At 73.1% G+C, this 25,350-nt stretch carries 25 protein-coding genes and 1 tRNA gene; 16 read left to right on the top strand and 10 right to left on the bottom strand.

Going from position 1 to position 25,350, the window contains the following annotated elements; all coding sequences use genetic code 11:
* Positions 1 to 30: 30 nt before the first annotated feature.
* Entirely contained in the window at positions 31 to 795 is a 765-nt protein-coding gene (locus AB0E19_RS13335) for a glucose 1-dehydrogenase (RefSeq protein WP_362177888.1), read from the bottom strand.
* Positions 792 to 1,457 (bottom strand): TetR family transcriptional regulator, encoded by a 666-nt coding sequence (locus AB0E19_RS13330; RefSeq protein WP_362177885.1) that lies wholly within the window; start codon positions 1,455 to 1,457, stop codon positions 792 to 794. The genes AB0E19_RS13335 and AB0E19_RS13330 overlap by 4 nt, the downstream gene beginning before the upstream one ends.
* Before the next feature lie 196 nt (positions 1,458 to 1,653).
* Here AB0E19_RS13330 and AB0E19_RS13325 point away from each other — a divergent pair, with 196 nt between their 5' ends.
* Together AB0E19_RS13325 and AB0E19_RS13320 are read left to right on the top strand one after the other, a co-directional pair.
* A complete protein-coding gene (locus AB0E19_RS13325) occupies positions 1,654 to 3,309 on the top strand; it encodes an FAD-binding dehydrogenase (protein ID WP_362177882.1) in 1,656 nt (551 codons plus the stop codon).
* A 234-nt stretch (positions 3,310 to 3,543) separates the two neighbouring features.
* Entirely contained in the window at positions 3,544 to 3,780 is a 237-nt protein-coding gene (locus AB0E19_RS13320) for a hypothetical protein (protein WP_362177879.1), read from the top strand.
* Positions 3,781 to 3,950: 170 nt separating this feature from the next.
* Here the strand turns inward: AB0E19_RS13320 and AB0E19_RS13315 are convergent, their stop codons facing one another.
* Together AB0E19_RS13315 and AB0E19_RS13310 are read right to left on the bottom strand one after the other, a co-directional pair.
* On the bottom strand, positions 3,951 to 5,348 hold the full coding sequence (locus AB0E19_RS13315; protein WP_362177876.1) for a gluconate:H+ symporter: 1,398 nt from the start codon (positions 5,346 to 5,348) through the stop codon (positions 3,951 to 3,953).
* 41 nt (positions 5,349 to 5,389) lie between these two features.
* Positions 5,390 to 5,917 (bottom strand): gluconokinase, encoded by a 528-nt coding sequence (locus AB0E19_RS13310; protein ID WP_362177873.1) that lies wholly within the window; start codon positions 5,915 to 5,917, stop codon positions 5,390 to 5,392.
* 184 nt (positions 5,918 to 6,101) lie between these two features.
* Between AB0E19_RS13310 and AB0E19_RS13305 the strand changes: the two genes are divergently transcribed.
* The 4 genes from AB0E19_RS13305 to AB0E19_RS13290 all read left to right on the top strand — a co-directional run bounded on the left by AB0E19_RS13305 (position 6,102) and on the right by AB0E19_RS13290 (position 10,336).
* On the top strand, positions 6,102 to 6,803 hold the full coding sequence (locus AB0E19_RS13305) for an FCD domain-containing protein (RefSeq protein ID WP_362177870.1): 702 nt from the start codon (positions 6,102 to 6,104) through the stop codon (positions 6,801 to 6,803).
* A 231-nt stretch (positions 6,804 to 7,034) separates the two neighbouring features.
* Positions 7,035 to 8,492: an amino acid permease gene (locus AB0E19_RS13300; protein ID WP_362177867.1), complete on the top strand. Its 1,458-nt coding sequence runs from the start codon at positions 7,035 to 7,037 to the stop codon at positions 8,490 to 8,492.
* 129 nt (positions 8,493 to 8,621) lie between these two features.
* Positions 8,622 to 9,707 (top strand): S-(hydroxymethyl)mycothiol dehydrogenase, encoded by a 1,086-nt coding sequence (locus AB0E19_RS13295; protein ID WP_362177864.1) that lies wholly within the window; start codon positions 8,622 to 8,624, stop codon positions 9,705 to 9,707.
* A complete protein-coding gene (locus AB0E19_RS13290) occupies positions 9,707 to 10,336 on the top strand; it encodes an MBL fold metallo-hydrolase (protein WP_362177861.1) in 630 nt (209 codons plus the stop codon). The genes AB0E19_RS13295 and AB0E19_RS13290 overlap by 1 nt, the downstream gene beginning before the upstream one ends.
* Here the strand turns inward: AB0E19_RS13290 and AB0E19_RS13285 are convergent.
* Both AB0E19_RS13285 and AB0E19_RS13280 read right to left on the bottom strand, forming a co-directional pair.
* Complete coding sequence (locus tag AB0E19_RS13285; RefSeq protein WP_362177858.1) at positions 10,320 to 11,246, bottom strand: pseudouridine synthase; 927 nt, start codon at positions 11,244 to 11,246, stop codon at positions 10,320 to 10,322. The genes AB0E19_RS13290 and AB0E19_RS13285 overlap by 17 nt on opposite strands.
* Before the next feature lie 71 nt (positions 11,247 to 11,317).
* A tRNA-Leu gene (locus tag AB0E19_RS13280) sits at positions 11,318 to 11,402 on the bottom strand.
* 159 nt (positions 11,403 to 11,561) lie between these two features.
* On the opposite strand from AB0E19_RS13280, the gene AB0E19_RS13275 reads away from it, so the two are divergent.
* From AB0E19_RS13275 to AB0E19_RS13265, 3 genes are all read left to right on the top strand, one after another.
* The gene (locus AB0E19_RS13275; RefSeq protein WP_360603714.1) at positions 11,562 to 12,887 is read left to right on the top strand and encodes a M20/M25/M40 family metallo-hydrolase; all 1,326 of its coding nucleotides are present in this window, start codon (positions 11,562 to 11,564) and stop codon (positions 12,885 to 12,887) included.
* A 145-nt stretch (positions 12,888 to 13,032) separates the two neighbouring features.
* Positions 13,033 to 13,266, top strand: a complete 234-nt coding sequence (chpH, locus tag AB0E19_RS13270; RefSeq protein WP_360603716.1) for a chaplin ChpH — start codon at positions 13,033 to 13,035, stop codon at positions 13,264 to 13,266.
* Between the two features lie 172 nt (positions 13,267 to 13,438).
* Positions 13,439 to 14,293, top strand: a complete 855-nt coding sequence (locus AB0E19_RS13265; protein ID WP_362177853.1) for a chaplin — start codon at positions 13,439 to 13,441, stop codon at positions 14,291 to 14,293.
* Between the two features lie 58 nt (positions 14,294 to 14,351).
* On the opposite strand, the gene AB0E19_RS13260 is transcribed toward AB0E19_RS13265, so the two are convergent.
* Complete coding sequence (locus AB0E19_RS13260) at positions 14,352 to 14,540, bottom strand: DUF5703 family protein (RefSeq protein ID WP_360603720.1); 189 nt, start codon at positions 14,538 to 14,540, stop codon at positions 14,352 to 14,354.
* 47 nt (positions 14,541 to 14,587) lie between these two features.
* Between AB0E19_RS13260 and AB0E19_RS13255 the strand changes: the two genes are divergently transcribed.
* Positions 14,588 to 15,223: a hypothetical protein gene (locus AB0E19_RS13255; protein ID WP_362177848.1), complete on the top strand. Its 636-nt coding sequence runs from the start codon at positions 14,588 to 14,590 to the stop codon at positions 15,221 to 15,223.
* A gap of 78 nt (positions 15,224 to 15,301) precedes the next feature.
* Here the strand turns inward: AB0E19_RS13255 and AB0E19_RS13250 are convergent, their stop codons facing one another.
* Both AB0E19_RS13250 and AB0E19_RS13245 read right to left on the bottom strand, forming a co-directional pair.
* Positions 15,302 to 17,434, bottom strand: coding sequence for a helix-hairpin-helix domain-containing protein (locus tag AB0E19_RS13250; RefSeq protein ID WP_362177845.1), 2,133 nt, complete (start codon positions 17,432 to 17,434; stop codon positions 15,302 to 15,304).
* Complete coding sequence (locus tag AB0E19_RS13245; protein ID WP_362177841.1) at positions 17,431 to 18,408, bottom strand: aldo/keto reductase; 978 nt, start codon at positions 18,406 to 18,408, stop codon at positions 17,431 to 17,433. The genes AB0E19_RS13250 and AB0E19_RS13245 overlap by 4 nt, the downstream gene beginning before the upstream one ends.
* A gap of 165 nt (positions 18,409 to 18,573) precedes the next feature.
* Between AB0E19_RS13245 and AB0E19_RS13240 the strand changes: the two genes are divergently transcribed.
* Complete coding sequence (locus AB0E19_RS13240; RefSeq protein ID WP_362177838.1) at positions 18,574 to 19,623, top strand: LLM class F420-dependent oxidoreductase; 1,050 nt, start codon at positions 18,574 to 18,576, stop codon at positions 19,621 to 19,623.
* A 208-nt stretch (positions 19,624 to 19,831) separates the two neighbouring features.
* Positions 19,832 to 20,617, top strand: coding sequence for a ferritin-like domain-containing protein (locus AB0E19_RS13235; protein WP_362177835.1), 786 nt, complete (start codon positions 19,832 to 19,834; stop codon positions 20,615 to 20,617).
* Positions 20,618 to 20,666: 49 nt separating this feature from the next.
* Here AB0E19_RS13235 and corA read toward each other — a convergent pair whose 3' ends face one another.
* Positions 20,667 to 21,659: a magnesium/cobalt transporter CorA gene (corA, locus tag AB0E19_RS13230; protein WP_362178082.1), complete on the bottom strand. Its 993-nt coding sequence runs from the start codon at positions 21,657 to 21,659 to the stop codon at positions 20,667 to 20,669.
* A gap of 133 nt (positions 21,660 to 21,792) precedes the next feature.
* Here corA and AB0E19_RS13225 point away from each other — a divergent pair, with 133 nt between their 5' ends.
* The 4 genes from AB0E19_RS13225 to mshC all read left to right on the top strand — a co-directional run bounded on the left by AB0E19_RS13225 (position 21,793) and on the right by mshC (position 25,325).
* Positions 21,793 to 22,482 carry a histidine phosphatase family protein gene (locus AB0E19_RS13225; RefSeq protein ID WP_362177832.1) on the top strand — a complete coding sequence of 230 codons (690 nt, stop codon included), beginning with the start codon at positions 21,793 to 21,795 and terminating at the stop codon, positions 22,480 to 22,482.
* 65 nt (positions 22,483 to 22,547) lie between these two features.
* Positions 22,548 to 23,138, top strand: a complete 591-nt coding sequence (locus tag AB0E19_RS13220) for a DUF3090 domain-containing protein (RefSeq protein WP_362177829.1) — start codon at positions 22,548 to 22,550, stop codon at positions 23,136 to 23,138.
* Positions 23,135 to 23,938, top strand: a complete 804-nt coding sequence (locus AB0E19_RS13215; protein WP_362177826.1) for an SCO1664 family protein — start codon at positions 23,135 to 23,137, stop codon at positions 23,936 to 23,938. The genes AB0E19_RS13220 and AB0E19_RS13215 overlap by 4 nt, the downstream gene beginning before the upstream one ends.
* Before the next feature lie 157 nt (positions 23,939 to 24,095).
* The gene (gene mshC / locus AB0E19_RS13210) at positions 24,096 to 25,325 is read left to right on the top strand and encodes a cysteine--1-D-myo-inosityl 2-amino-2-deoxy-alpha-D-glucopyranoside ligase (protein WP_362177823.1); all 1,230 of its coding nucleotides are present in this window, start codon (positions 24,096 to 24,098) and stop codon (positions 25,323 to 25,325) included.
* Positions 25,326 to 25,350: the final 25 nt, after the last annotated feature.

Genomic DNA, 25,350 nt, shown 5'->3' with positions numbered 1-25,350 from the left:
CGGGTGCCACCGTCCCGCGACGGGCGGGGATCACTGCCCCATGACGTACTTGACCGTCGGGCCCGTCGTCCAGCCGCCGTCCACGGCGAGCTCGGCGCCCGTCACGTACGAGGCGGCGTCCGAGAGCAGGAAGACGACCGCGCCGGCGATCTCGTCGGCCTCGCCGACCCGGCCCATCGGCGTGTTCGGGTACATGCCCTCCCCGCGCTGGATGCCGACCGAGGCCGTCATCGGGGTGTAGGTCATGCCCGGGTGCACCGAATTGACCCGGATCCTCGCGGTGCCCAGCTCGACCGCGCCGATCTTCGTCAGCCCCCGCACGCCCCACTTGGAGGCGCCGTAGCCGGCGGTGAGCGCGAGGCCCATCAGGCCGGCCGCGGAGGAGATGTTGACGATGGAGCCGCCGCCGGCCTCCTTCATCGCCGGGATCGCCGCCTTCATGCCGATGAAGACGCCGGTGAGGTTGATGTCGAGGACCTTGCGGAAGTGCTCGACGCTCTCGGTCTCCAGGAGGGCGCCGGTGGAGATGCCCGCGTTGTTCACCAGACCGTGCAGCCCGCCGAACTCGGCGACCGCGTAGGCGACGGCCGCCGCCCACTCCTCCTCGGAGGTGACGTCGTGGTGGAAGAAGCGGGCGCGCTCGCCGAGCGCCGCGGCGGTGGCCGCGCCGTCCTCGTCGAGGACGTCGGTCACGACCACGTTCGCCCCGGCGGCGACGGCCTGACGGGCCGCCTCCGCGCCCAGGCCGCGGGCGCCGCCGGTGATGAGGACGGTCTTGCCGGTGAGGTCGTTCATGGGGAGGTCCTTTCGGGGTGGTGCTCGGTGGTTCGGTCGCGCCGGGGCCGTGCGGCCCGGAGGAGCGCGGTGGTGGTCTCGACGAGGTCGGCGAGGAAGAGCGGCTCGTCGGTGAGCGGCTCCGCCCCGGCGAGGTACTGCCGCGCCCGGTCGGCGAGCGCCGCGCCGACCACGGTGAGCGCCAGGTCCACGCGTTCCAGGAGCAGCGGCTCGGGCAGCCCGTCGGCGGCCAGCCGGTCGGCGAGGCGCTCGATCAGCCCCCAGTAGGCGGTGCCGGCCAGCGTGGGGTGCGGGGTGCGGGACCGGATGCCGCTTTCGTGGCTGAGCTGCGCGGAGATCCGCAGACACCGTCGGCCGCGTTCGGTCCGCAGCTCGCTGGCCTCGGCCGTGACGAGCGCCGCGACCAGCTCCCGTACCCCTGCCTCCGTGTCGTACGCGAGGGAGACGAGCACCTGCTCGGTGCGGGCCAGCCGGCCGGCCATGACCGCGTCGAGGAGCCCGGCGCGGGAGCCGAAGTGGTACTGGACGGCCGACGGGTTGGCCTGTCCGGCGATGCGGGTGATGTCCCGCAGCTGGGCGCCGTCGACGCCCTGGGCGGCGAAGAGCTCCTCGGCCGCGCGGATCAGTTTGTCCCGGGTCCCGGGTCCTGACGTCCTTGCCATACATCCATATTAATGCTCGACATTAGAAAACGGGAGAGGGGAGTGGGTACAGCCGTCCGGTACGGACGGTCGGCTCGATCCGCGCCGGACGGTTGGATCCATCCGCGCCGGACGGCTGGATCCATCCGCGCAGGACGCTCGGCTCGATCCGTGCGAATGGTTGACTGGATACATTCGTGTATCCAAGATGCGATCCATGTCCTACGACGCCGATGTGATCGTGATCGGGGCCGGCCTCGCCGGTCTCGTCGCCACCGCCGAACTGGTCGACGCCGGCCGGTCCGTGATCCTCCTGGACCAGGAGCCCGAACAGTCCCTCGGTGGCCAGGCCCACTGGTCCTTCGGCGGGCTCTTCCTCGTCGACTCGCCCGAACAGCGCCGGCTGCGCGTCCGGGACAGCCACGACCTCGCCCTCCAGGACTGGATGGGCACCGCCGGCTTCGACCGGCCCGAGGACGCGTGGGCCCGCCGCTGGGCGGAGGCGTACGTCGACTTCGCCGCCGGCGAGAAGCGTTCCTGGCTGCACGCGCGCGGGATCCGCTTCTTCCCCGTCGTCGGCTGGGCCGAGCGCGGCGGCTACGACGCCAACGGCCACGGCAACTCCGTCCCCCGCTTCCACATCACCTGGGGTACGGGCCCCGGCCTCCTCGCACCCTTCGAGGCGAAGGTCCGCGAGGGCGCCGCCCGCGGCCTCGTCACCTTCCGATTCCGCCACCGCGTCACCTCCCTCGGCCGTACCGCGGGCGCCCTCGACACGGTCACCGGCGAGGTCCTGGAGCCCTCGGACGCCGAGCGGGGCACCGCCAGCAGCCGCACCGTCAGCGGCTCCTTCGAGCTGCGGGCCCAGGCGGTGATCGTCACCACCGGCGGCATCGGCGGCAACCACGACCTGGTCCGCGCGCAGTGGCCCGCCCGCCTCGGCACCCCGCCCGAGAAGCTGCTCTCCGGCGTCCCCGCCCACGTCGACGGCCTGATGCTCGGCATCGCGGAGAAGGCCGGCGCCCGGCACGTCAACCGCGACCGGATGTGGCACTACACCGAGGGCATCGAGAACTGGAACCCCATCTGGGCCCGGCACGGCATCCGCATCCTGCCCGGCCCCTCCTCCCTCTGGCTCGACGCCACCGGCAAGCGGCTCCCGGTCCCGCTCTTCCCCGGCTTCGACACCCTCGGCACCCTCGAACACATCATGCGGACCGGCCACGACCACACCTGGTTCGTCCTCGACCAGCGGATCATCGGCAAGGAGTTCGCCCTCTCCGGCTCCGAGCAGAACCCCGACCTCACCGGCAAGTCCGTCCGCGACGTCATCGGCCGCGCCCGCGCCGACGTCCCCGGCCCCGTCCGGGCCTTCATGGACAAGGGCGCCGACTTCGTCGTCGAGGACGACCTGTCGGCCCTCGTCCGCGGCATGAACCGGATCACCGGCCAGGACCTCGTCGACGAGGCCGCCCTCCGCCGCGAGGTGACCGCCCGCGACCGCGAGATCGCCAACCCCTTCACCAAGGACCTCCAGATCACCGCGATCCGCGGCGCCCGCAGCTACCTCGGCGACCGCCTCATCCGTACCGCCGCCCCGCATCGCATCCTCGACCCCAAGGCCGGCCCCCTCATCGCCGTCCGCCTCAACATCCTCACCCGCAAGTCCCTCGGAGGCCTCCAGACCGACCTCTCCTCCCGCGTCCTCACCGAGACGGGCGAACCCCTCCCGGGCCTGTACGCGGCCGGCGAGGCCGCCGGCTTCGGCGGCGGCGGCGTCCACGGCTACCGCTCCCTCGAAGGCACCTTCCTCGGCGGCTGCGTCTTCTCCGGCCGCGCGGCGGGCCGCGCGGCGGCCGCGGCCGTGGCGTAGACGCACGCCCTCGCCCCCACCGCGCGGTGGGGGCGGCGTCGACGTACGGCCCCGTCACGCGCGCGTGGCCCGGACGTCCGACCGACCCGCGGTGCAGCGGTGCCGGCGTACGACCCCCGCCACGCGGGGCCCCGTCTACCTGGGCGGCTTCAGCCCGGCCGCACTGCGCCGGGTCGGCCGACGGGCCGCCGGCTGGGTCGGCACCGTGCTGCCGCCCGGCGCGGCCGAGGGACGGTGGGAGGTGGCGCGGCGCGCGGCCGGCGCGGCGGGCCGCGACCCGGAGGCGCTGCGCCGGCGGATCCGCTGCACCCCCCCGGCCCCGGCACCTCGGCGGACGCGATCGCCGCCCTCCTCGACGGGGTGCGCGCCACCGGCGCCGACGGCTGCGTCGTCGCCCTCCAGCAGTCGGTCGACTCGCCGGACGAGGCCCTGGAGCTCGGGGTCGAGGTCCTGGACCTGCTCCGGGGCTGAACACGACCAGCGGCCGCGCACGCCGAAGGCCCCGGACCTCCACAGGGAGGTCCGGGGCCTTCGCGGTACCGGCGTCACGGCTCCGGTGTCACGGCTCCGGCGTAGCGGGACCGGCGTCGCCACGCCCGTCCCGCGACGCCCGCCCCGCTACGCTCACTCCGCCCGTGCCGCTACACCAGCAGCGACAGCAGCAGCACGAACACCAGGCCCACCACCGAGATGATGGTCTCCATCACCGACCAGGTCTTGATCGTCTGGCCGACGTTCATGCCGAAGTACTCCTTCACCAGCCAGAAACCGGCGTCGTTGACGTGGCTGAAGAAGAGCGAACCGGCACCGATGGCCAGCACGAGCAGCGCCGTCTCACCGGTCGACATGCCCGCGGCCAGCGGGGCCACCAGGCCCGCCGCCGAGATCGTCGCGACCGTGGCGGAGCCCGTCGCGAGCCGGATGGCGACCGCGATCAGCCAGGCGAGCAGCAGCGCCGGGATCGACCAGTCCTTGGAGAAGTCCAGGATCATCTGGCCGACGCCGATGTCGATCAGGGTCTGCTTGAAGCCGCCGCCGGCGCCGACGATCAGCAGCACGCCCGCGATCGGGGCGAGGGACTTCTCGACGGTCGAGGACAGCCGCTCCTTGGTGAAGCCGGCCGCGCGGCCCAGGGTGAACAGGGCCACTATGACGGCGGCGAGCAGCGCGATCAGCGGCGAGCCGATGACGTCGGTGACCTTCTGCACCGCGTTCTCCGGGTCGTCGACCACGATGTCGACGAGCGCCTTCACCAGCATCAGGACGACCGGCAGCAGCACGGTGGCGACGGTGACGCCGAAGCCGGGGCGCTTCTCCAGGTCCTCGGAGGGACGCGACGGGATCATGTGCTCGGGCGCCTGGATGTCCACCCAGCGGGCGGCGTACCGGGAGAAGAGCGGACCGGCGATGATCACGGTCGGGACGGCGACGACCAGGCCGAGGGCGAGGGTGACGCCCAGGTTGGCGCCGACCGCGTCGATCGCGACGAGCGGGCCGGGGTGCGGCGGGATGAGCCCGTGCATCACGGAGAGACCGGCGAGCGCCGGGATGCCGATCCGCATCAGGGAGTAGTTGCCGCGCTTGGCGACCATCAGGACCACCGGGATCAGCAGCACGATGCCGACCTCGAAGAAGAGCGGCAGACCGATCACCGAGGCGATCAGGACCATCGCCCAGGGCATGGACCGCTTGCTCGCCTTCGCGAGGATCGTGTCGACGATCTGGTCGGCACCGCCGGAGTCGGCGAGCAGCTTGCCGAGGATCGCGCCGAGCGCGATCAGCACGCCGACGCCGGCGACGGTGTTGCCGAGTCCGGTGCTGAACGACTTGATGGTGTCCGCGAGCGGCGCCCCGGCGAACGCGCCGAGCGCGAGCGAGCCGATGGTCAGCGCCAGGAAGGCGTGCAGCTTGAACTTGGTGATGAGCAGGACGATGACGGCGATGCCGGCGAGAACGGCGATGCCCAGCTGGGCGTTGCCGGCCGAGGTGATCGGTTCGACGGCGTCCGCTGCCAGGGTCTCGACGCTGAGACTGGTCACGGTGGTGTCCTTCGTACGGGCAGGTGGGGAGGGCGGGAGGATCAGCCGGCGAGGCGCCGCAGAGCGGCGACGGCCCGGTCGGTGATCTCCTCGGGGGTGCCGGAGACGTCGACGGCGACGCCGGCCTCGTCGTCCTGCAGCGGCTGCAGGGTGGCGAACTGCGAATCGAGCAGCGCGGTGGGCATGAAGTGGCCCTTGCGGGAGGCCATCCGGCCCTCGATCAGCTTCCGGTCGCCGGTCAGATGGAGGAAGACGACCCCGGGAGCGGCCGCGCGCAGCCGGTCCCGGTAGATCCGCTTCAGCGCGGAGCTGCTCACCACCCCGCCGAGCCCGGCCCGGTCGTGCGCCCAGGCGCCGATGGCGTCGAGCCACGGTTCCCGGTCGGCGTCGTCGAGCGGGACGCCGGCCGACATCTTGGCCACGTTGGCCGCCGGGTGGAAGTCGTCGCCCTCGGCGTACGGCAGGCCGAGGGCGCCGGCCACCAGCGGGCCGATCGTGGTCTTCCCGGTCCCGGCGACGCCCATGACGACGACGACCGGGGGAGCGGCGGGGTGGGGGGTGGTGCTCATGGGGGGTGCCTCGCTGTCTTCTTCGACATCGGTGCTGCTCGACATCGGGTGCTGTCTTCGCGACATCGATCCGTCGCGCTCATGAAACCCATTGAGTACGACGTATTCAAGAGTCTGTGACGTAAAAGTAGTACTTTTAATTCCCGATGTGATCACCGGTCGGCCCCCGCATAGGCTGAGTCCCATGACGACATCGGCCCAGGGGCTCCACTCGCACGTGCTCGCCACCCTGGGCCTGGCCATCACCGCCGGGGAGTACCCGCCCGGTACGGTGCTCCGCACCGACGAGCTCGCCCAGACCTTCGACGTCTCCCGGACCGTCGTCCGCGAGGTCGTCCGCGTCCTGGAGTCGATGCACCTGGTGGAGTCCCGCCGCCGGGTCGGCGTCACGGTCCTGCCCACCGCGAGCTGGAACGTCTACGACCCCCAGGTCATCCGCTGGCGCCTGGCCGGCGCCGACCGTCCCCGCCAGCTCCGCTCGCTCACCGTGCTGCGCTCCGCCGTCGAGCCCGTCGCCGCCGGCCTCGCCGCCCTCCACGCGACCCCGGACCAGTGCCGCGAGCTGACCGAGCAGGCCCTCGGCATGGTCGCCACCTCGCGCGGCCGGCAGCTGGAGGCGTACCTCGTCCACGACATCGCCTTCCACCGGGTCGTCCTGAACGCCTCGGGGAACGAGATGTTCGCCCGCCTCGGCGACGTCGTCGCCGAGGTCCTCACCGGCCGCACCCACCACCACGTCATGTTCGAGGACCCCGACCCGGCCGCCGTCACCCTCCACGTCCAGGTCGCCGAGGCGGTGCGGGAGCGGGACGCCGCCCGCGCCGAGGCGCTGACCCGCGAGATCGCCGTCGGCGCGCTCAAGGAGCTGGACGTCCTGGCCCCGTGACGGTGCGGGGCCGTCGCAACGGCACCCGGCCGTCGCGCGTCGCTCGTACGCCGTACAGCGCTGCGTAACCTCTGAACTAGCTCAAATACGGGCGTTCAGTGAGTTCGCTCACAGTCAGTGAGTACGTCTTGCCGTGAGGATGTCCGCTGGCCGACCGAGGCGACCCCCACGAAGGGGCCCGGCCCGGCCGCACCGCACAGCCCCCACCCCCTCACGAAGGCGAACAACTCCATGACTGACCGCGTCACCGCGGCCGAGCCGCTGTCCGCCGCCCCGGCGCACACGGCCGGCTCCCCCCACGTGGACGCCGGCGACGCCGGATACCGCAAGGACCTCAAGTCCCGGCACATCAACATGATCGCCATCGGCGGCGCGATCGGCACCGGCCTCTTCCTCGGCGCCGGCGGCCGGATGGCCAGCGCCGGCCCCTCGCTCTTCATCGCGTACGCGGTCTGCGGCGTCTTCGCCTTCTTCGTGGTCCGGGCCCTCGGCGAGCTGGTGCTCTACCGCCCGTCCTCCGGCGCCTTCGTCTCCTACGCCCGTGAGTTCATGGGGGAGAAGGGCGCCTACACGGCCGGCTGGCTCTACTTCCTGAACTGGTCGACCACCGCCGTCGCCGACATCACCGCCGCGGCCACCTACGCCCACTTCTGGTCGATGTTCAGCGACGTCCCGCAGTGGATCCTCGCCCTGATCGCCCTCGCGGTCGTCCTCGCCGCCAACCTCATCTCGGTGAAGTACTTCGGCGAGATGGAGTTCTGGTTCGCGATCATCAAGGTCGCCGCGCTCGTCGCCTTCATGCTCGTCGGCATCTTCCTCGTCGTGACCTCGCACGACGTCGGCGGCTCCACCCCGGGCCTCGCCAACATCACCGAGAACGGCGGCATCTTCCCCAACGGCATGATGCCGATGCTCCTGCTCATCCAGGGCGTCGTCTTCGCCTACGCCTCCGTCGAGCTCTGCGGCGTCGCCGCCGGCGAGACCGAGAACCCCGAGAAGATCATGCCGAAGGCGATCAACTCGATCATGTGGCGCGTCGGCCTCTTCTACGTCGGCTCCGTCGTCCTGCTCGCGCTGATCCTCCCGTACACCGCCTACTCCGGCGACCAGAGCCCCTTCGTCACCGTCTTCGACAAGCTGGGCATCCCCGGCGCCGCCGGCGTGATGAACCTCGTCGTCCTCACCGCCGCCCTCTCCAGCCTCAACTCCGGCCTGTACTCCACCGGCCGCATCCTGCGCTCCATGTCGCTGGCCGGCTCCGCGCCGAAGTTCACCGGCGTCATGAACAAGGGCGGCGTCCCCTACGGCGGCATCCTGCTCACCGCGGGCTTCGGCGTCGTCGGCGTGATCCTCAACGCCAGGATGCCCGAGGACGCCTTCGAGCTGGTCCTCAACTTCGCCTCGATCGGCATCATCGGCACCTGGGCCATGATCATGGTGTGCTCGCTGCTCTTCGTCCGCCGCGCCAAGCAGGGCGTGCTCGCCCGCCCCGCCTACCGGCTGCCCTGGGCCCCGTACACCCAGATCGTCACCCTGGTCTTCCTCGGCTCCGTCCTCGTCCTCATGTGGATGGACGGCGGCATCGGCCGCACCACCGTCAACTGCCTGCCGCTGATCGGCGCGGCCCTCGTCGGCGGCTGGTTCCTGGTCCGCCGCCGGGTCCGCGAGACCTCCGGCCGACAGGACTGACCCCGTCCCCCCCGACTCCCCCCACGGGAGCGGCGGACCCCCGCAGGCACGGCCTGCGGGGGTCTCGCCTTTTATCGGGAGATAGTGGTACGCAGGAGGCTTACAAGATCCTCTGAAGGGAAGTCAGCGATGCCACAGCACGTGCGGGGCGTCATCGCCCCCGGCCGCAACGAGCCGGTGCGGATCGAGACCGTCGTCGTCCCCGACCCGGGCCCCGGAGAGGCCGTCGTCCGCGTCGAGGCCTGCGGTGTCTGCCACACCGACCTGCACTACAAGCAGGGCGGGATCAACGACGACTTCCCCTTCCTCCTCGGCCACGAGGCCGCGGGCACCGTGGAGTCGGTCGGCGAGGGCGTCACCGACGTCGCCCCCGGCGACTACGTGATCCTCAACTGGCGCGCCGTCTGCGGCCAGTGCCGCGCCTGCCGCCGCGGCCGCCCCTGGTACTGCTTCGACACCCACAACGCGCGGCAGAAGATGACACTCCTCGACGGCACGGAGCTCTCCCCGGCCCTCGGCATCGGCGCCTTCGCCGAGAAGACCCTCGTCGCCGCCGGCCAGTGCACCAAGGTCGACCGCTCCGTCGCCCCCGAGATCGCCGGCCTCCTCGGCTGCGGCGTGATGGCCGGCATCGGCGCCGCCATCAACACCGGCAACGTCTCCCGCGGCGACACCGTCGCCGTCATCGGCTGCGGAGGCGTCGGCGACGCCGCCATCGTCGGATCCCGCCTCGCCGGCGCCGCGAAGATCATCGCCGTCGACGTCGACGAGCGAAAACTGGCCAAGGCCAAGGAGATGGGCGCCACCGACACCGTCGACTCCCGCACCACCGACCCCGTCGAGGCGATCCGCGCCCTCACCGGCGGCTTCGGCGCCGACGTCGTCATCGAGGCCGTCGGCCGCCCCGAGACGTACCGGCAGGCCTTCTACGCCCGCGACCTCGCCGGCACCGTCGTCCTCGTCGGCGTCCCCACCCCCGAGATGCAGCTCGAACTGCCCCTCCTCGACGTCTTCGGCCGCGGCGGCTCCCTCAAGTCCTCCTGGTACGGCGACTGCCTGCCCTCCCGCGACTTCCCCATGCTCATCGACCTGCACCGGCAGGGCCGCATCGACCTCGGCGCCTTCGTCACCGAGACCATCGCCCTCGACGACGTCGAGAAGGCCTTCGCCCGCATGCACGAGGGCGACGTGCTGCGCTCGGTGGTGGTGCTGTGATGACCGCCCGCATCGACCACCTGGTCACCTCCGGCACCTTCAGCCTCGACGGCGGCACCTGGGACGTCGACAACAACGTCTGGATCGTCGGCGACGACGAGGAGGCGATCGTCATCGACGCCGCCCACGACCCCGACGCCATCCTCGAAGCCCTCGACGGCCGCGCCCTGCGCGCCATCGTCTGCACCCACGCCCACGACGACCACGTCGGCGCGGCCCCCGCGCTCGCCGCCGCCACCGGCGCCCGCATCCTGCTGCACCCCGCCGACCAGCCGCTGTGGAAGCTCACCCACCCCGACCACACCCCCGACGGCGAGCTCGCCGACGGTCAGGTCCTCACCATCGCCGGCACCGACCTGAGGGTCCTCCACACCCCGGGCCACGCCCCCGGAGCGGTCTGCCTGTACGTCCCCGACCTGGGCACCGTCTTCACCGGCGACACCCTCTTCCAGGGCGGCCCCGGCGCCACCGGCAGGTCCTTCTCCGACTTCCCCACGATCGTCGACTCGATCCGGGAGAAGCTCCTCGCCCTCCCGCCGGAGACGGTCGTCCGCACCGGCCACGGCGACGCCACCACCATCGGCGCGGAAGCCCCGCACCTCCAGGAGTGGATCAGTCGGGGACACTGAGCGAGAGGCGGCTCGTGAACCGCCTCTCCTCGCCCGTGAACGGGTCGGGGAACTCCAGCGCCGCCGCCAGCAGCCGCAGCGGCCGCCGGTAGTCCTCCGGCCCGTCCTCACGCACCACCGGATACAGCGGATCGTCGACGATCGGCAGCCCCAGCGCGTTCATGTGCACCCGCAGCTGATGCGTCTTCCCCGTCTCCGGCAGCAGCCGGTACCGCCCGTGGGCGCCGAGCCGCTCCACCAGCTCGATCCGGCTCACCGCGTTCGGCTCGCCCGGCACCTCCCGGGCGGCCGGCACCCCCCGCTCCTTCTCGATCCGGCTGCGCACCGTCACCGGCAGCGCCACCCCGGGGTCGTACGGCGCCACCGCCTCGTACTCCTTGCGCACCCGCCGCTCCTTGAACAGCACCTGGTACGCCCCCCGGTCCGCCGGCCGCACCACGAAGAGCAAGAGCCCCGCCGTCAGCCGGTCGAGCCGGTGCGCCGGCTGGAGCTCCGGCATCCCGAGCTCCGCCCGCAGCCGCGCCACCGCCGTCTCGGTCACGTGCCGCCCGCGCGGCGTCGTCGCCAGGAAGTGCGGCTTGTCCGCCACCAGGATCCGCTCGTCCCGGTACACCACCCCGACCTCGAACGGCACCCGCTCCTCGGGCGCGAGGTCCCGGTGGAACCACAGCCACCGCCCCGGCTCGTACGGCTCAGCGGCCGCCGCCGCCCGCCCGTCGGCCCCGACGAACCGCCCCGCGTCCAGCATCGCGCCGAGCCGCTCCGCGCCGACCGCGGCCCCGTACCGCCCCAGCAGGTACGCCCCCACGGTCGGCCAGGCCCCCGCCGGGTCCTCCGGCAGCCGGAGCCGCACGGGGTCGATCCCGTCCCGCTGCGGCAGCGGCGCCGCCGGCACCCTCTTCCTGCGCACCGCTCCGCCTCGCCCTCGTCCGCACAACGCCGAAGTCCCGGTCGAGTGAACTCGACCGGGACTTCTTCATGTGTCCGAGGGGGGACTTGAACCCCCACGCCCGATAAAGGGCACTAGCACCTCAAGCTAGCGCGTCTGCCATTCCGCCACCCGGACAAGGTGTCTGTCTCGCGGCCCTGGGCCGTTCCGACGAGGGAAACCATAGCAAACAATCGGACCGGCCGATCACCACGCCCTTGCGCCGCCGGGGCGGGCGCGGGGGAGGATGGGGCGAGCACAAGGAAGCACGTGGGGCACGTCGTGGGAGGAAGCAGCGTGAGCGAGTCGAACACCGGCCGGACCGTCGCGGGCGAGGACGAGGTCGTCGACCTCTGCCGGGACCTCATCCGCATCGACACCAGCAACTACGGCGACCACTCCGGCCCGGGGGAGCGCGCCGCGGCCGAGTACGTCGCCGAGAAGCTCGCCGAGGTCGGCCTCGAACCGAAGATCATCGAGTCCCACAAGGGACGGGCCTCCACCGTGGCCCGCATCGAGGGCGAGGACCCCTCGCGTCCGGCGCTGCTCATCCACGGGCACACCGACGTCGTCCCGGCCGACGCCGCCGACTGGACCCACCACCCCTTCTCCGGCGAGGTCGCCGACGGCTGCGTCTGGGGCCGCGGCGCCGTCGACATGAAGGACATGGACGCGATGACCCTCGCGGTCGTCCGCGACCGGCTGCGCAGCGGGCGCAAGCCCCCGCGCGACATCGTCCTGGCCTTCCTCGCCGACGAGGAGGCCGGCGGCACCTACGGCGCCCGCCACCTGGTCGACAAGCACCGGGACGTCTTCGACGGGGTGACCGAGGCCATCGGCGAGGTCGGCGGCTTCTCCTTCACCGTGAACGAGAACCTCCGCCTGTACCTGGTCGAGACCGCCCAGAAGGGCATGCACTGGATGCGGCTCACCGTCGAGGGCACGGCCGGCCACGGCTCGATGACCAACGACGACAACGCCATCACCGAGCTGTGCGAGGCCGTCGGCCGGCTCGGCCGCCACCAGTGGCCGGTCCGCGTCACCAAGACCGTCCGCAGCTTCCTCGACGAGCTGTCCGACGCCCTCGGCACCCCGCTCGACCCCGAGGACATGGACGGCACCCTCGCCAAGCTCGGCGGCATCGCCAAGATGGTCGGCGCCACCCTGCGCAACTCCGCCGCCCCCACCATGCTCGGCGCCGGCTACAAGGTGAACGTCATCCCCGGCCAGGCCACCGCCCACGTCGACGGCCGCTTCCTGCCCGGCTACGAGCAGGAGTTCCTCGCCGACCTCGACCGGATCCTCGGCCCCAAGGTCAGGCGCGAGGACGTGCACGGCGACAAGGCCCTGGAGACCAGCTTCGACGGCGCCCTCGTCGACGCCATGCAGCTCGCGCTGCGCGCGGAGGACCCGATCGCCCGCGCCGTCCCGTACATGCTCTCCGGCGGCACCGACGCCAAGTCCTTCGACGACCTCGGCATCCGCTGCTTCGGCTTCGCCCCGCTCCAGCTGCCGCCGGAGCTCGACTTCGCCGGCATGTTCCACGGCGTCGACGAGCGCGTCCCCGTCGACGGCCTGAAGTTCGGCGTGCGCGTCCTGGACCGCTTCCTCGACGCCTGCTGACCGCGGGCCGGGCCCGGATTCGGCAGCGCGTTTGGGTTTGCCCGGAAAGAGTGAATGCACCCGGGGGCTCGTAGCCCCCAACCTTCCCCCTCGTTACAGGTGATGCGGTCCGCGGCTGGGGCCGCATTGTCAACTAGGAGGAATAATGATCAAGAAGGTCGTCGCTGCTGCGGCTGCCACCGGCGGTCTCGTTCTCGCGGGCGCGGGCATGGCCGTCGCCGACGCGGGTGCCCAGGGTGCGGCCATCGGTTCCCCCGGTGTCCTCTCGGGCAACGTCGTGCAGGTCCCGGTTCACGTGCCGATCAACGCCTGCGGCAACACGGTCTCCGTGATCGGCCTGCTGAACCCCGCCTTCGGCAACACCTGCATCAACGCCTGACGTTGTGCCCCGCCCCTTGAGGGCGTGAGCCGTCCGGCCCCGGAGTGCGTGCCATGCACTCCGGGGCCGGTGGCCATTCCGCCCCGGGCACGGGCCCGGTGGCCCTCACTTCCCGCCGGTCGGGCGTTCGAGGCCGATCCGGCGCATTGCCGAGAAGGCAGGTAAGCAAGCTATGCGACAGGTCACGCGCAAGAGCATCATCACCGTCGCGGCGGCCGGAGGCGTCTTCGCGCTCGGCGGCGGCATCGCGCAGGCGGACTCCGCCGCGAGCGGCACGGCCAGGAACTCACCCGGCGTCGCGTCCGGGAACACCGTGCAGGTCCCGATCCATGCCCCGGTCAACGCCTGCGGCAACACCGTCGACGTCGTCGGGGTGCTCAACCCGGCGATGGGCAACTCCTGCGCGAACATCCCCGCGCAGTCCGGCCCCGGCACGTCCGGCGGCGCCTATGCGAGCGACTCCCCGGGCGTTGCCTCCGGCAACACGGTGGTGGTCCCGGTCGAGGTGCCCGTGAACGCGTGCGGCAACAGCGTCACGGGCATCGGCCTCGGCAACGCCGCCGCGGGCAACGACTGCGCCAACGGTCAGACCCCGGACTCCGGCTACGGGGAGGAGGAGCCCGGCGGCTACGGCGAGGAGCCGGGCGGCTACGGCGAGGAGACCCCGCCGGGGACCCCCGGGACCCCGGGCACGCCCGGCACCCCCGGTACGCCGGGGACTCCTGGTACGCCCGGCACCCCCGGTACGCCGGGTACCCCCGGCACCCCCGGTACCCCTGGGACTCCCGGTACGCCGGGTACTCCTGGGACTCCCGGTACGCCCGGTACTCCCGGCACTCCCGGTGTGCCGCCCGGTCCCGGCGGTGGCTCGAACCATCCCGGGCCGCAGCTCACGCCGCCGCCGGCCGCCCCGGACGAGCTCGCCGAGACGGGCGCGTCCGCGCCGCTCGGCGTGATCGTGCCGGCCGCCGCGGGGATGCTCCTCGCGGGCTCGCTGGTCTACCGCCGCTCCCGCCGCGGCGCCTGACCCGCACCGGCCGGAACGCGAAGGGGCCCCGCGCCGTGCGGGGCCCCTTCCGCGTCCGTCACCAGGTCGCGCGCATCTGACGGATGATCCGCCGCTTCAGCCGCACTCTGCGGCTCCCGTCCCGGCGGAGGGTGAGTCGGTCCAACTCCCAGTGTCCGTACTCGGCATGGTCGGTCAGAAGCCGCGTCGCCTCCCTGCGGGAGACCCCTCGCGGCACGTACACGTCGACAAATTCGTATTCCGGCATCGCATCTATTGTGCGGGCACCGGCCCGGTACGGATAGCGTCTGTCCCATGTCTGATGCTGCGCAGCCCACCGCTGCCGAGGTACGTGCCGCCGCAGAGGCGGTCAAGACCGCACTGGACCGCCACCTCGCGGCGGTCGAAGGCCGCACGGGGGACGACGACACGGCGGTGTACGAGGCGTTCAACGCGCTCGCCGCGGCCGCCGAGTCCTACGACGAACTCCTCTACGACCGCTACGACGAGGTGACCCCCTTCGAGATCCCCGGGGCCGACGACGGGCTGCCTCCCTACGCCGGACCTGACGAACCCCACGCCGTCAGCGTGCTGATCCGCCGGGACTACGCGGTGGCCGAGCCGCGCCGCCTGGTGGCCCAGGCCCGGCGCGTCGCCGATCTGGAGCACGACGAGGAGGGGCCCCGCACCACGGCCGCCGCCCTCGGCGTCCTCTTCGGGGAGTACGAGCCCGACGAGATCGCCTCCCGGCACAAGGAGTTCGGCCTGGAGGAGGGCGACTCCACGCTGTGGGTGACCGCCGCGGGCGAGCTCCCGGAGCCGGGGGAGTGGCTGGCCGCCCCCTTCGAGCAGGCCGATCCGGAGCGGATCGTCTGCCGCTTCGACATCAGCTCCGTCTTCGACGACGAGGACGACGACGAGGAGGCCGGTGAGGTGGCCGCCGGCCGCTGACACGTGACGGGGAGGACGCCGGAGGGCCGGGACACCGCTGCTGGACGTCCCGGCCCTCCGGCGTTCCGCCGTCCGTCCCTACTCCTCGCCGGACGCGGCGAGAAGGGAGACCAGCAGGGGGCGCAGCCGGGTCGTGCGCGCCGGGGCGAGGACCTCGGCCACCGAGCGGGGCAGCGCCTGGTCCACGCCGTGCACGACCGACAGGTGCCGCTCGGCCCGGCCGAAGGCCGTGTAGACCCACGGCCGGCTCAGGCCCGGCGCCGCGTCGCCCGGCAGGACCACGACCACCGCGGGCCAGCGGCCGCCCGCCGCCTGGTGCGCGGTGAGGGCCCAGCCGTGCCGCAGCGCCGACTCCACCCGCTCCTTCGGTACGAGGACCTCGCCGTCTCCGGTGCGCAGGCGCAGGCCCTCGGCGTCGGCCCCGAGGACCGTACCGGTCACCGTCCGGCCGGGCGCCGGCGCGTACGCCACCCGGTCGCCCGGGTCGTAGCCGCCGAAGCGGCCGGGGCCGGGGTTCAGCCGCTGCTTCAGGGCCGTGTTCAGCGCGCGCGTCCCGGCCGAGCCGCCGTGGCCGACCGTGATCACCCGGGTCTGGTCGGGGGTGAGCCCGAAGGCGCGCGGCACCGAGTCGGCGACCAGCTGGACCGTGCGGTGCACGGCCTCGCCGGCGTCCCGCACGGGGACGATGACGACCTCCTTGCCGGGTGCCTCGACCTGGTTCAGCTCTCCGATGCCGATGCCCGAGACCAGCTCGCCCAGCGGGCCGGGGTCGGGGCGGCGGGAGGCCACCCGGGGGCAGACGCGGGCCGCCAGGGCGTCGGCGAAGACCGCGCCGGGACCGGCGGACCCGAGGACCTCCGGGTCGCCGCTGAGCACCAGCCGGCAGCCGTCCGGGAGGGCCTCGACGAGCATCGCGCCGGTCTCCACGTCCAGCTGCGGTGCGTCGAGGACCACCAGCAGGTCCAGGGCGAGGGAGCCCTCCTCGTCCCGGCCGGGGCCGGCCGTACCGGAGAGGAGCGCGGCGAGCGTCACGGCCGTGCCGGAGGCGCGGTCCTCCGCGCTCAGGCGCTCGGCGTCGTGCACGGCGACCAGGACCCGCAGGCCGTGCTCGCGGGCCGTGGCGGCGAGCTCCAGCGGCTCGGCGCGGGCGGCCTCGCCGCCGGTGTGCAGCACCAGACCGTGGCCGCCGACGGCCCGCTCCAGCTCGCCGCCGTCCCACTCCCGCGGGGTGACCGTGCGCACCAGCCGGGCGAGGCCGTCCGCGAGGCTCTCCTCGGCCAGGGCGTACCGGTCGAGCCCGAGCAGCGCCGGCTCCGCCGGCCCCTCGTCCGGCCCGGCGCCCTCGGCGGCCGTCTCGACCTCCTCGCCCTCTTCGTCCTCCTCGGGCTCTTCCGGAGCCTCGTCCTCCTCCTGGAAGACGAGGACGGCGCCTTCGGAGACGGCCGTGCCGACGGCCTTCTCGGGATCGGGGACCTGGTGCCGGGCGAGTCCGGCCGCCACCTCGTCGACGGTGAGCGCGGTGTGGCCCTGGAGGGCGGCGCGGTCGAGCAGCCACACGGTCAGGGCGACGGCCCGGCGCGGATCGTCGGGGCCGCAGGCGCCGCCGAGCAGGGCCCGCGCGAAGCCGTCGGCCTGCTCCGGCCGCACCCCGGGGACGGCGAGGAGCCGCCACGGGTCCTCCGCCAGGGCCTCGGCGGCCTGTTCGCCGAGCGCGCCGACGACCTGCCCGGCCAGCGCCTCGGGCGCGCCGCCCCGGGCCAGCACCTCGCGGACCCCGGACAGCGCGCCGGCCGTGGGCGCGGCCGGCGCCGCCGGGGCGGGCGGGCGGACGGTGGTCTCGGGCGCCCGCGTGGGGCGCGGCGGCTCGGGCGCCGGAGCGAAGAAGGCACCGCCGGACGCGGAGCCGCCCTCGACGGCCCGTACGGCGGCGAGCAGATCGGCGGCGGTGCCGCTGAGCTTGGCCCCGCTCGCCACGGGCCCGGACTTCTCGGCCTTCCGCGCCTCGATCCTGGCCCGCAGCTCCCGCTGGGCCGCCAGCTCCGCCTGCGCCTCGCTCACCTCCGGCGCGTCCTCCGCCGAGGCCTTCGGCGCGTCCTCGGCGGACTCGGCGGAGGCTTCGGCGGTGTCGGTCGCCTCGGCGGTCGTCGGCGCGTCCTCGTGGGCCACGTCCTCGGGTGCCTCGGGCGCGGTCTCCCCGGCAGGCTCGGTCACAAGGTGCTCCAGTCGTGATCCGGATAGCGGTGCACGGGCGCGGACACATCGTCCAAAGCCCGGCAGATCTCGTCAGGAAGACTAAGGCCCTCCACCGACAGCGCGGCCGTGAGCTGACGTGCCGTGCGTGCGCCGACGATCGGGGCGGTCACGCCCGGCCGGTCCCTGACCCAGGCGAGCGCCACGTGCAGCGGGCTCGTGTTGAGCCCGTCGGCGGCGGTGCCGACGGCGTGCACGATCCGGCTCGCGGCCTCGTCGAGGTACGGCTCCACGAACGGCGCGAGCGCCTCCGACGCGCCCCGGGAGTCGGCCGGGGTGCCGCCGCGGTACTTGCCGGTGAGCACGCCGCGGCCGAGCGGGGAGGAGGGCAGCAGGCCTATGCCGAGGTCGATGGCGGCCGGCAGGACCTCCCGCTCGACGCCCCGCTGGAGCAGCGAGTACTCCAGCTGCGCCCCGGCGAGCCGGGTGCGGTCGCCGGCCAGCTGCCAGGTGCCCGCCTTGGCGAGCTGCCAGCCGCAGAAGTTGGCCACGCCCGCGTACCGCGCCCGGCCGCTGCGTACCGCGATGTCGAGGGCCTGGAGGGACTCCTCCAGCGGGGTGTACGGGTCGTAGGCGTGCAGCTGCCACAGGTCGACGTGGTCCGTGCCGAGCCGGGCCAGGGAGGCGTCGAGGGCGGCGAGCAGGTGGCCGCGCGAGCCGTCCGTGCGGCGGTCGGGGTCCGGGACGCTGCCGGCCTTGGTGGACAGGACCAGGTCGCGGCGCGGCACCAGCCGCTCCATGAGCCGGCCCAGGAGGTACTCCGCCTCTCCGCCGCCGTACACGTCGGCGGTGTCCACGAGCGTGCCGCCCGCGTCCCAGAACGCCTTCAACTGCGCGGCGGCGTCGTGCTCGTCGGTGTCCCGCCCCCAGGTGAGCGTGCCGAGCCCGATGCGTGAGACGCGCAGGCCGGTACGTCCGAGATGCCTCTGCTCCATGGGCGGGACATTACTGGCCAGGGCACCACGCGCAGAGACCCTGTGGACGGAAGCTGTGGACGGAGACGGTGGACGACGGCGTGGCGCCCGGCCCCTGACGGATGCGGGAAGGGCGCGCTAGAGTCCCGACGAGAGACGTTACCGATGGGTAAGGGGTGCGTGGAAATGCGGCTCGGCATCAACCTCGGCTACTGGGGCGCCGGCATGGACGGCGACAACCTCGCCGTCGCCCAGGAGGCCGACCGGCTCGGCTACGACGTCTGCTGGGCGGCGGAGGCGTACGGCTCGGACGCGCCGACCGTGCTCTCCTGGGTCGCCGCGAAGACGGAGCGGATCGACGTCGGCTCGGCGATCATGCAGATCCCGGCCCGCCAGCCCGCGATGACGGCGATGACCGCCGCCACCCTGGACTCGCTCTCCGGAGGCCGTTTCCGCCTCGGCCTGGGCGTCTCGGGACCGCAGGTCTCCGAGGGCTGGTACGGCGTGAAGTTCGACAAGCCGCTGGCCCGCACCCGCGAGTACGTGGAGATCGTCCGCAAGGCGATGTCCCGCGAGCGCCTCACCCACGAGGGCGAGCACTGGACGCTGCCGCTGCCCGGCGGTCCCGGCAAGCCGATCAAGCTGACGGTCCACCCGCAGCGCGAGCACATCCCGCTGTACATCGCGGCGATCGGCCCGAAGAACCTGGAGCAGACCGGCGAGATCGCCGACGGCGCCCTGCTGATCTTCCCCTCGGCCGAGCACCTGGAGGAGACCGCCCTGCGGCCGCTGCGCGCGGGCCGCGAGAAGGCCGGGCTCACCATGGACGGCTTCGACGTCTGCCCGACGCTGCCGCTCGCCCTCGGCGAGGACGTCGACGCGCTCGCCGACGTCTTCCGGCCGTACACCGCCCTCTACGTGGGCGGCATGGGCAGCCGCAAGCAGAACTTCTACAACCAGCTCGCCCGGCGCATGGGGTACGAGAAGGAGGCCGCCGAGATCCAGGACAAGTACCTGGCCGGCGACAAGACCGGCGCCGCGGCGGCCGTGCCCCGCTCGCTGATCGACCAGACCGCCCTGCTCGGCACCGTCGACCGGATCGCGGACCGCATGACCGCCTACGCGGAGGCGGGTGTCACCACGCTGACCCTGGCCCCGGCCGGCTTCACCCTCGACGAGCGCCTCACCGCGCTGCGCGCGGGCGTCGACGCCATGGAGCGGGCGGGTCTGGCGTAAGGAAGCCCGCGGCCGTGGTGGGGGCTCGGGGGTCTTCCCCGCCACGGCCGTCATGCCGTTCAACGCGCCACCGCGTCCTCGGTTACGGCCCCGGCTCTCACTCTTTCGGCCGATACTGCGGAGCCCTCCTGTTGCCCCCCGTCCCGGACCGCACTTGACTCGGTCTCCCGGACGCGCGGAGTGCGGTCGTCCGCAGGGAGGTGCAGCGATGCTCACGGCCAAGAGCCTGTTCCAGGAAATCATCGACGACGACGAGGCCTTCCGGCTCTTCTGTTCGATCGCCGCCAGCGGCGAGTCGCAGGGCGGCTGGGAGAACGCCCGGATCGCCGCCCTCGTCGCCCCCGGCATGCGGGAGCTCGCGCCCAAGATCACCCGGCACGGCGCCGACGAGGACAAGCACGGGCGCATCTTCAACGCCCTGCTGCGCAAGCGGGGCCTCGAACCCGTCCCCGTGCCGCCCGAGACCGACTACACGATGCTCCTCGAACGGCGCGGCATCGGGCTGGCCCACGACAAGCTCCGCGGCGACCGGCCGCTGACCGAGCGCGACGTCATCGTCTACCTCGCCCACAGCAGGGTCACCGAGCAGCGCGCGGCCGACCAGATGGACATGCTCGTCACCTACTTCGGCGACCACCCGGAGCTGGGCAAGGCCATCCACATGATCGACAACGACGAGGCCAACCACCTCGCCTACTGCCACGAGGAGCTGCTCCGGCTCGCCCGGGCCGGCCACGGCCGCCTCATCCAGACCACTCTGCGCGAGTCGGCCCTCGCCGAGATCCAGGTCTACCGGGACGTCAGCCTCGCCGTCATGGGCCACATGGGCCGGATCCTGAAGTGGCCGAAGCCCAAGGGCGCGGCGCTCGCCGCCGGCATCCACGGCATGTACGCCTACGAGCGCCTCGCCGGCTGGCACAAGATGATCAGCCTGAGCATGCCGGAACGGCGTGACGCGCTGGGCGGCCCCGCCACCCCCGCACCCGCGTTCTGACATATTTCCGGCGGCGCGGCCGACTTTCTTCCCGGAACCAGGCGTCCGCTCAGAGCCAGCCGCGCCGCTTGAACAGGCGGTACAGACCCGTCACGATCCCCGCCATCAGCAGGATCAGCGCCGGATACGACCACGCCCAGTGAAGTTCCGGCATGTGGTCGAAGTTCATGCCGTAGATCCCGGCGACCATCGTCGGCACCGCGGCCATCGCCGCCCAGGCCGAGATCTTCCGCATGTCGTCGTTCTGCCGCACCCCCATCTGCGCCAGGTGCGCCGACAGCACGTCCGACAGCAGCCGGTCCAACCCCTCCACCTGCTCGTTCGCCCGCAGCAGATGGTCGTTGACGTCCCGGAAGAAGGGCTGCGACTCCTCGTTCACGAACGGCACCGCGCCCGCCGTCAGCCGGGCCATCGGCCCTGCCAGCGGCCCCGTCGCCCGACGGAACTCCAGGACCTGCCGCTTCGCCGTGTAGATCCGCTCCGCCGTGTTCGCCGTGCCCGTCCCGCCCGGCGCGAAGACGTCGGCCTCCAGCTCCTCCAGGTCCACCTGGAGCTCGCCCGCCACGTCCAGGTAGTGGTCCACCACCGCGTCGCTCACCGCGTAGAGCACCGCCGTCGGCCCGTGCCGCAGCACCTCCGGGTGGGTCTCCAGGCGCTTGCGCACCGCCGCCAGGGGCGCTCCCTCGCCGTGCCGGACCGTCACCACGAAGGAGTCGCCCAGGAAGAGCATCAGCTCGCCGGACGAGACCCGGTCGCTCTCGGGCTCGTAGTCCACGGGCTTCAGGACCGCGAAGAGGGAGTCGTCGTACACCTCCAGCTTGGGCCGCTGATGGGCCTTCAGCGCGTCCTCGACGGCCAACGGGTGCAGCGCGAACTCCGAGGCCACGTGGTCGAACTCGGCCTCCGTCGGCTCGTAGAGACCCAGCCACAGGAAGGCGTGGCCGCTCTCCCGGGCCTCGGCGAGGGCGTGCGCGAGGTCGCTGCCGCATTCCGTCCGGCGCCCGTCGCGGTAGAGGGCAGAGTCGACGATCACGCGCCGTATTCTCCCCCGTCCCCCGCCGCCCCGCACGCGCGCGTGGCGTCCGGCCCGCACCGGACCGTCCCCGTTGCGCGCGCGGCGCCCCGCCGGGGCGGGACCACGCCCGCACGCGCGCGTGCGCCGTAGGCTGGCCGGCATGGCCACGCTCATCCTCGTCCGGCACGGACGCTCGACCGCCAACACCTCCGGACTGCTCGCCGGCCGCACGCCGGGCGTGGCGCTCGACGAGCGCGGCGCCGCCCAGGCCGCCGCCCTGCCCGCCAGGCTCGCCGGGATCCCGCTCGCCGCCGCCGTCTCCAGCCCCCTCCAGCGCTGCCGGGAGACCCTCCAGCCGCTCCTGGACGCCCGCCCCGAGCTGCCGCTCCACATCGAGGAGCGGGTCAACGAGTGCGACTACGGCGACTGGTCGGGACGCAAGCTCGCCGAGCTGAACGACGAACCGCTGATGGAGGTCGTCCAGGCGCACGCCTCCGCCGCCGCCTTCCCCGGCGGCGAGTCCATGCGCGCCATGCAGACCAGGGCCGTCGACGCCGTCCGCGACTGGAACGCCCGGATCGAGGCCGAGCACGGCGAGGACGCCGTCTACGCCCTCTGCTCCCACGGCGACGTCATCAAGTCCCTCGTCGCCGACGCCCTCGGCCTCCACCTCGACCTCTTCCAGCGCATCCACGTCGACCCCTGCTCACTCACCGTGATCCGCTACACCCGGCTGCGCCCCTTCCTGGTCCGCCTCGGCGACACCGGGGACCTCGCCGCACTGGCCCCGCGCGAGACTCCGGAGGCCGGTGGGACGGCCGAGGTGGGGGGCGGCGCGGGCGCGCCGTGATCCCCGCGCAGTAGGGTGGACTCGCCGTTGCAGTACGACAGTCGACAGTCAAGGGAGCCGGGAGAGTGTCCCGTCAGGTGTTCCTCTACGACCCGCCGGAGCGCTTCGTGGCCGGTACGGTCGGGCTGCCTGGCCGCCGCACGTTCTTCCTCCAGGCGTCCGCGGCCGGCCGGGTCACCAGCGTCGCCCTGGAGAAGACCCAGGTGGCCGCACTCGCCGAGCGCATCGACGAGCTTCTCGACGAGGTCCTGCGCCGCACCGGGGGCAACGCCCCGGTCCCGGCCGTGGCCCCCGCCGACATCGCCGACACCGCCCCTCTCGACACCCCCTTCGAGGAGGAGTTCCGGGTCGGCACCATGGCCCTCGCCTGGGACGGCGAGGAACAGCGCATGATCGTCGAGGCCCAGGCCCTGGTCGAGCTGGACGTGGACTCCGAGGAGGACCTCGCCGCGGCCGAGGAGCGGCTGCTCCAGGACGAGGAGAACGGCCCGCCGATGCTCCGGGTCCGCCTCAGCGGGGCCCAGGCCCGCGCCTTCGCCAAGCGGGCGCTCGACGTGGTCAACGCCGGCCGGCCGCCGTGCCCGCTGTGCAGCCTCCCGCTGGACCCCGAGGGCCACGTCTGCCCCCGCCAGAACGGATACCGCCGCGGAGCATGAGCAGCCCCGAGTTCCCGCCGGACACCGAGCTGCTCGCCCGAGGTGAGCTGACCGTCCGGGGCCAGGTCCGCGAGGCCTCCAACGCGGTGCTCTACTGCACCGTCGCCCACGAGGGCCGCGAGGCCGCCTGCGTCTACAAGCCGGTCGCGGGGGAGCGCCCCCTGTGGGACTTCCCCGACGGCACCCTCGCCGAGCGCGAGGTCGCCGCGTACGAGCTCTCCGAGGCCACCGGGTGGGGCCTGGTCCCCCCGACGGTGCTGCGGGACGGCCCGTACGGCGAGGGCATGGTCCAGCTCTGGGTCGAGGCCGACCCGGAGGCCCGGCTCCTGGCTCTCTCCGAGGACGAGGAGGCGGGCGAGGGCTGGAAGGCGATCGGCCCCGCCGAGGTGGGGGAGGGGCGCACCGCGCTCCTCGTCCACGCCGACACCCCCGAACTGCGCCGCCTCGCCGTCCTCGACGCGGTGATGAACAACGGCGACCGCAAGGGCGGCCATCTGCTCCCCGCCCCCGGCGGCCGGCTCTACGGCATCGACCACGGCGTCTCCTTCCACGTGGACGACAAGCTGCGCACCCTCCTGTGGGGCTGGGCCGGCCAGGAGCTGCCGGCCGAGGCCACCGAGGTCCTGACCGGCCTCGGCGGCGCGCTGGCCCCCGGGGCGCCCCTCGCCACCCGGCTGGGGGAACTGCTCACGGCCGCCGAGGTGTCCGCCGTACGGGAGCGGGTGGCGGCGATGCTGACCACCGGGCGCCACCCGGAGCCGTCCGGGCAGTGGCCGGCGATCCCCTGGCCGCCGGTCTAGGAACCGTACGGTTTCGGCCACATCGGATCCACCCCCGGAGGCCGCGCCGGACCTCCGTGGGGTGTGCACATACGCCGCTCACCCGCAAGAGTGCGTGATCGGACAAGATTCCGGATCCGGTTCGTATCCGGAAGAGCTGTCCGGTTACGCTCGGGTCATGCATGCCTGGCCCGCTTCCGAGGTCCCCGCCCTTCCCGGCAAGGGCCGCGACCTCCGGATCCACGACACCGCGACCGGCGGACGAGTGACCCTCGCCCCCGGTCCCGTCGCCCGTATCTACGTCTGCGGCATCACGCCCTATGACGCGACCCACATGGGTCACGCGGCGACCTACAACGCGTTCGACCTCGTGCAGCGCGTGTGGCTCGACACCAAGCGGCAGGTGCACTACGTCCAGAACGTCACGGACGTGGACGACCCGCTCCTGGAACGCGCACTGCGGGACGACATCGACTGGACCGAACTCGCCGAGCGCGAGACCTCCCTCTTCCGCGAGGACATGACCGCCCTGCGGATGCTGCCGCCCCGGCACTACGTCGGCGCGGTCGAGTCGATACCGTCGATCATCCCGCTGGTCGAGCGGCTCCGGGACAACGGCGCGGCCTACGAACTCGACGGCGACATCTACTTCTCCGTCGAGGCCGACCCGCACTTCGGCGAGGTGTCGCACTACGACACCGAGCTGATGCGCCACCTCTCCGCAGAGCGCGGCGGCGACCCCGAGCGGCCCGGAAAGAAGAACCCGCTCGACCCGATGCTGTGGATGGCCGCCCGCGAGGGCGAGCCCAGCTGGGACGGCGGCAGCCTCGGCCCCGGCCGCCCCGGCTGGCACATCGAGTGCGTCGCCATCGCCCTCGACCACCTCGGCATGGGCTTCGACGTGCAGGGCGGCGGCTCCGACCTGATCTTCCCGCACCACGAGATGGGCGCCTCGCACGCCCAGACCCTCACCGGCGAGTTCCCCATGGCCAAGGCGTACGTCCACGCCGGCATGGTCGCCCTGCACGGCGAGAAGATGTCCAAGTCCAAGGGCAACCTGGTCTTCGTCTCCGCGCTCCGCCGCGAGGGCGTCGACCCGGCGGCCATCCGGCTCGCCCTCCTCGCCCACCACTACCGCGCCGACTGGGAGTGGACCGACCAGGTCCTCGCCGACGCCGTCGCCCGCCTCGACCGCTGGCGCGCCGCCGTCTCCCGGCCCGACGGCCCGTCCGCCGACGCCCTCGTCGAGGAGGTCCGCGAGGCGCTCTCCGACGACCTCGACACCCCGGCCGCGCTCGCCGCGGTCGACCGCTGGGCCGCCCGCCAGGAGGCGGACGGCGGCACCGACGAGTCCGCCCCCGGCCTCGCCTCCCGCACGGTCGACGCGCTTCTCGGCGTCGCGCTCTAGGCAGGAGAGGAAACGGAAGAGGGGG

The sequence above is a fragment of the Streptomyces sp. NPDC047974 genome (assembly GCF_040653375.1).
Taxonomy (GTDB): Bacteria; Actinomycetota; Actinomycetes; order Streptomycetales; family Streptomycetaceae; genus Streptomyces.
The sequence above is the reverse complement of the archived record's forward strand: the minus strand, read 5'-3'. Positions and strand labels throughout refer to the sequence as shown.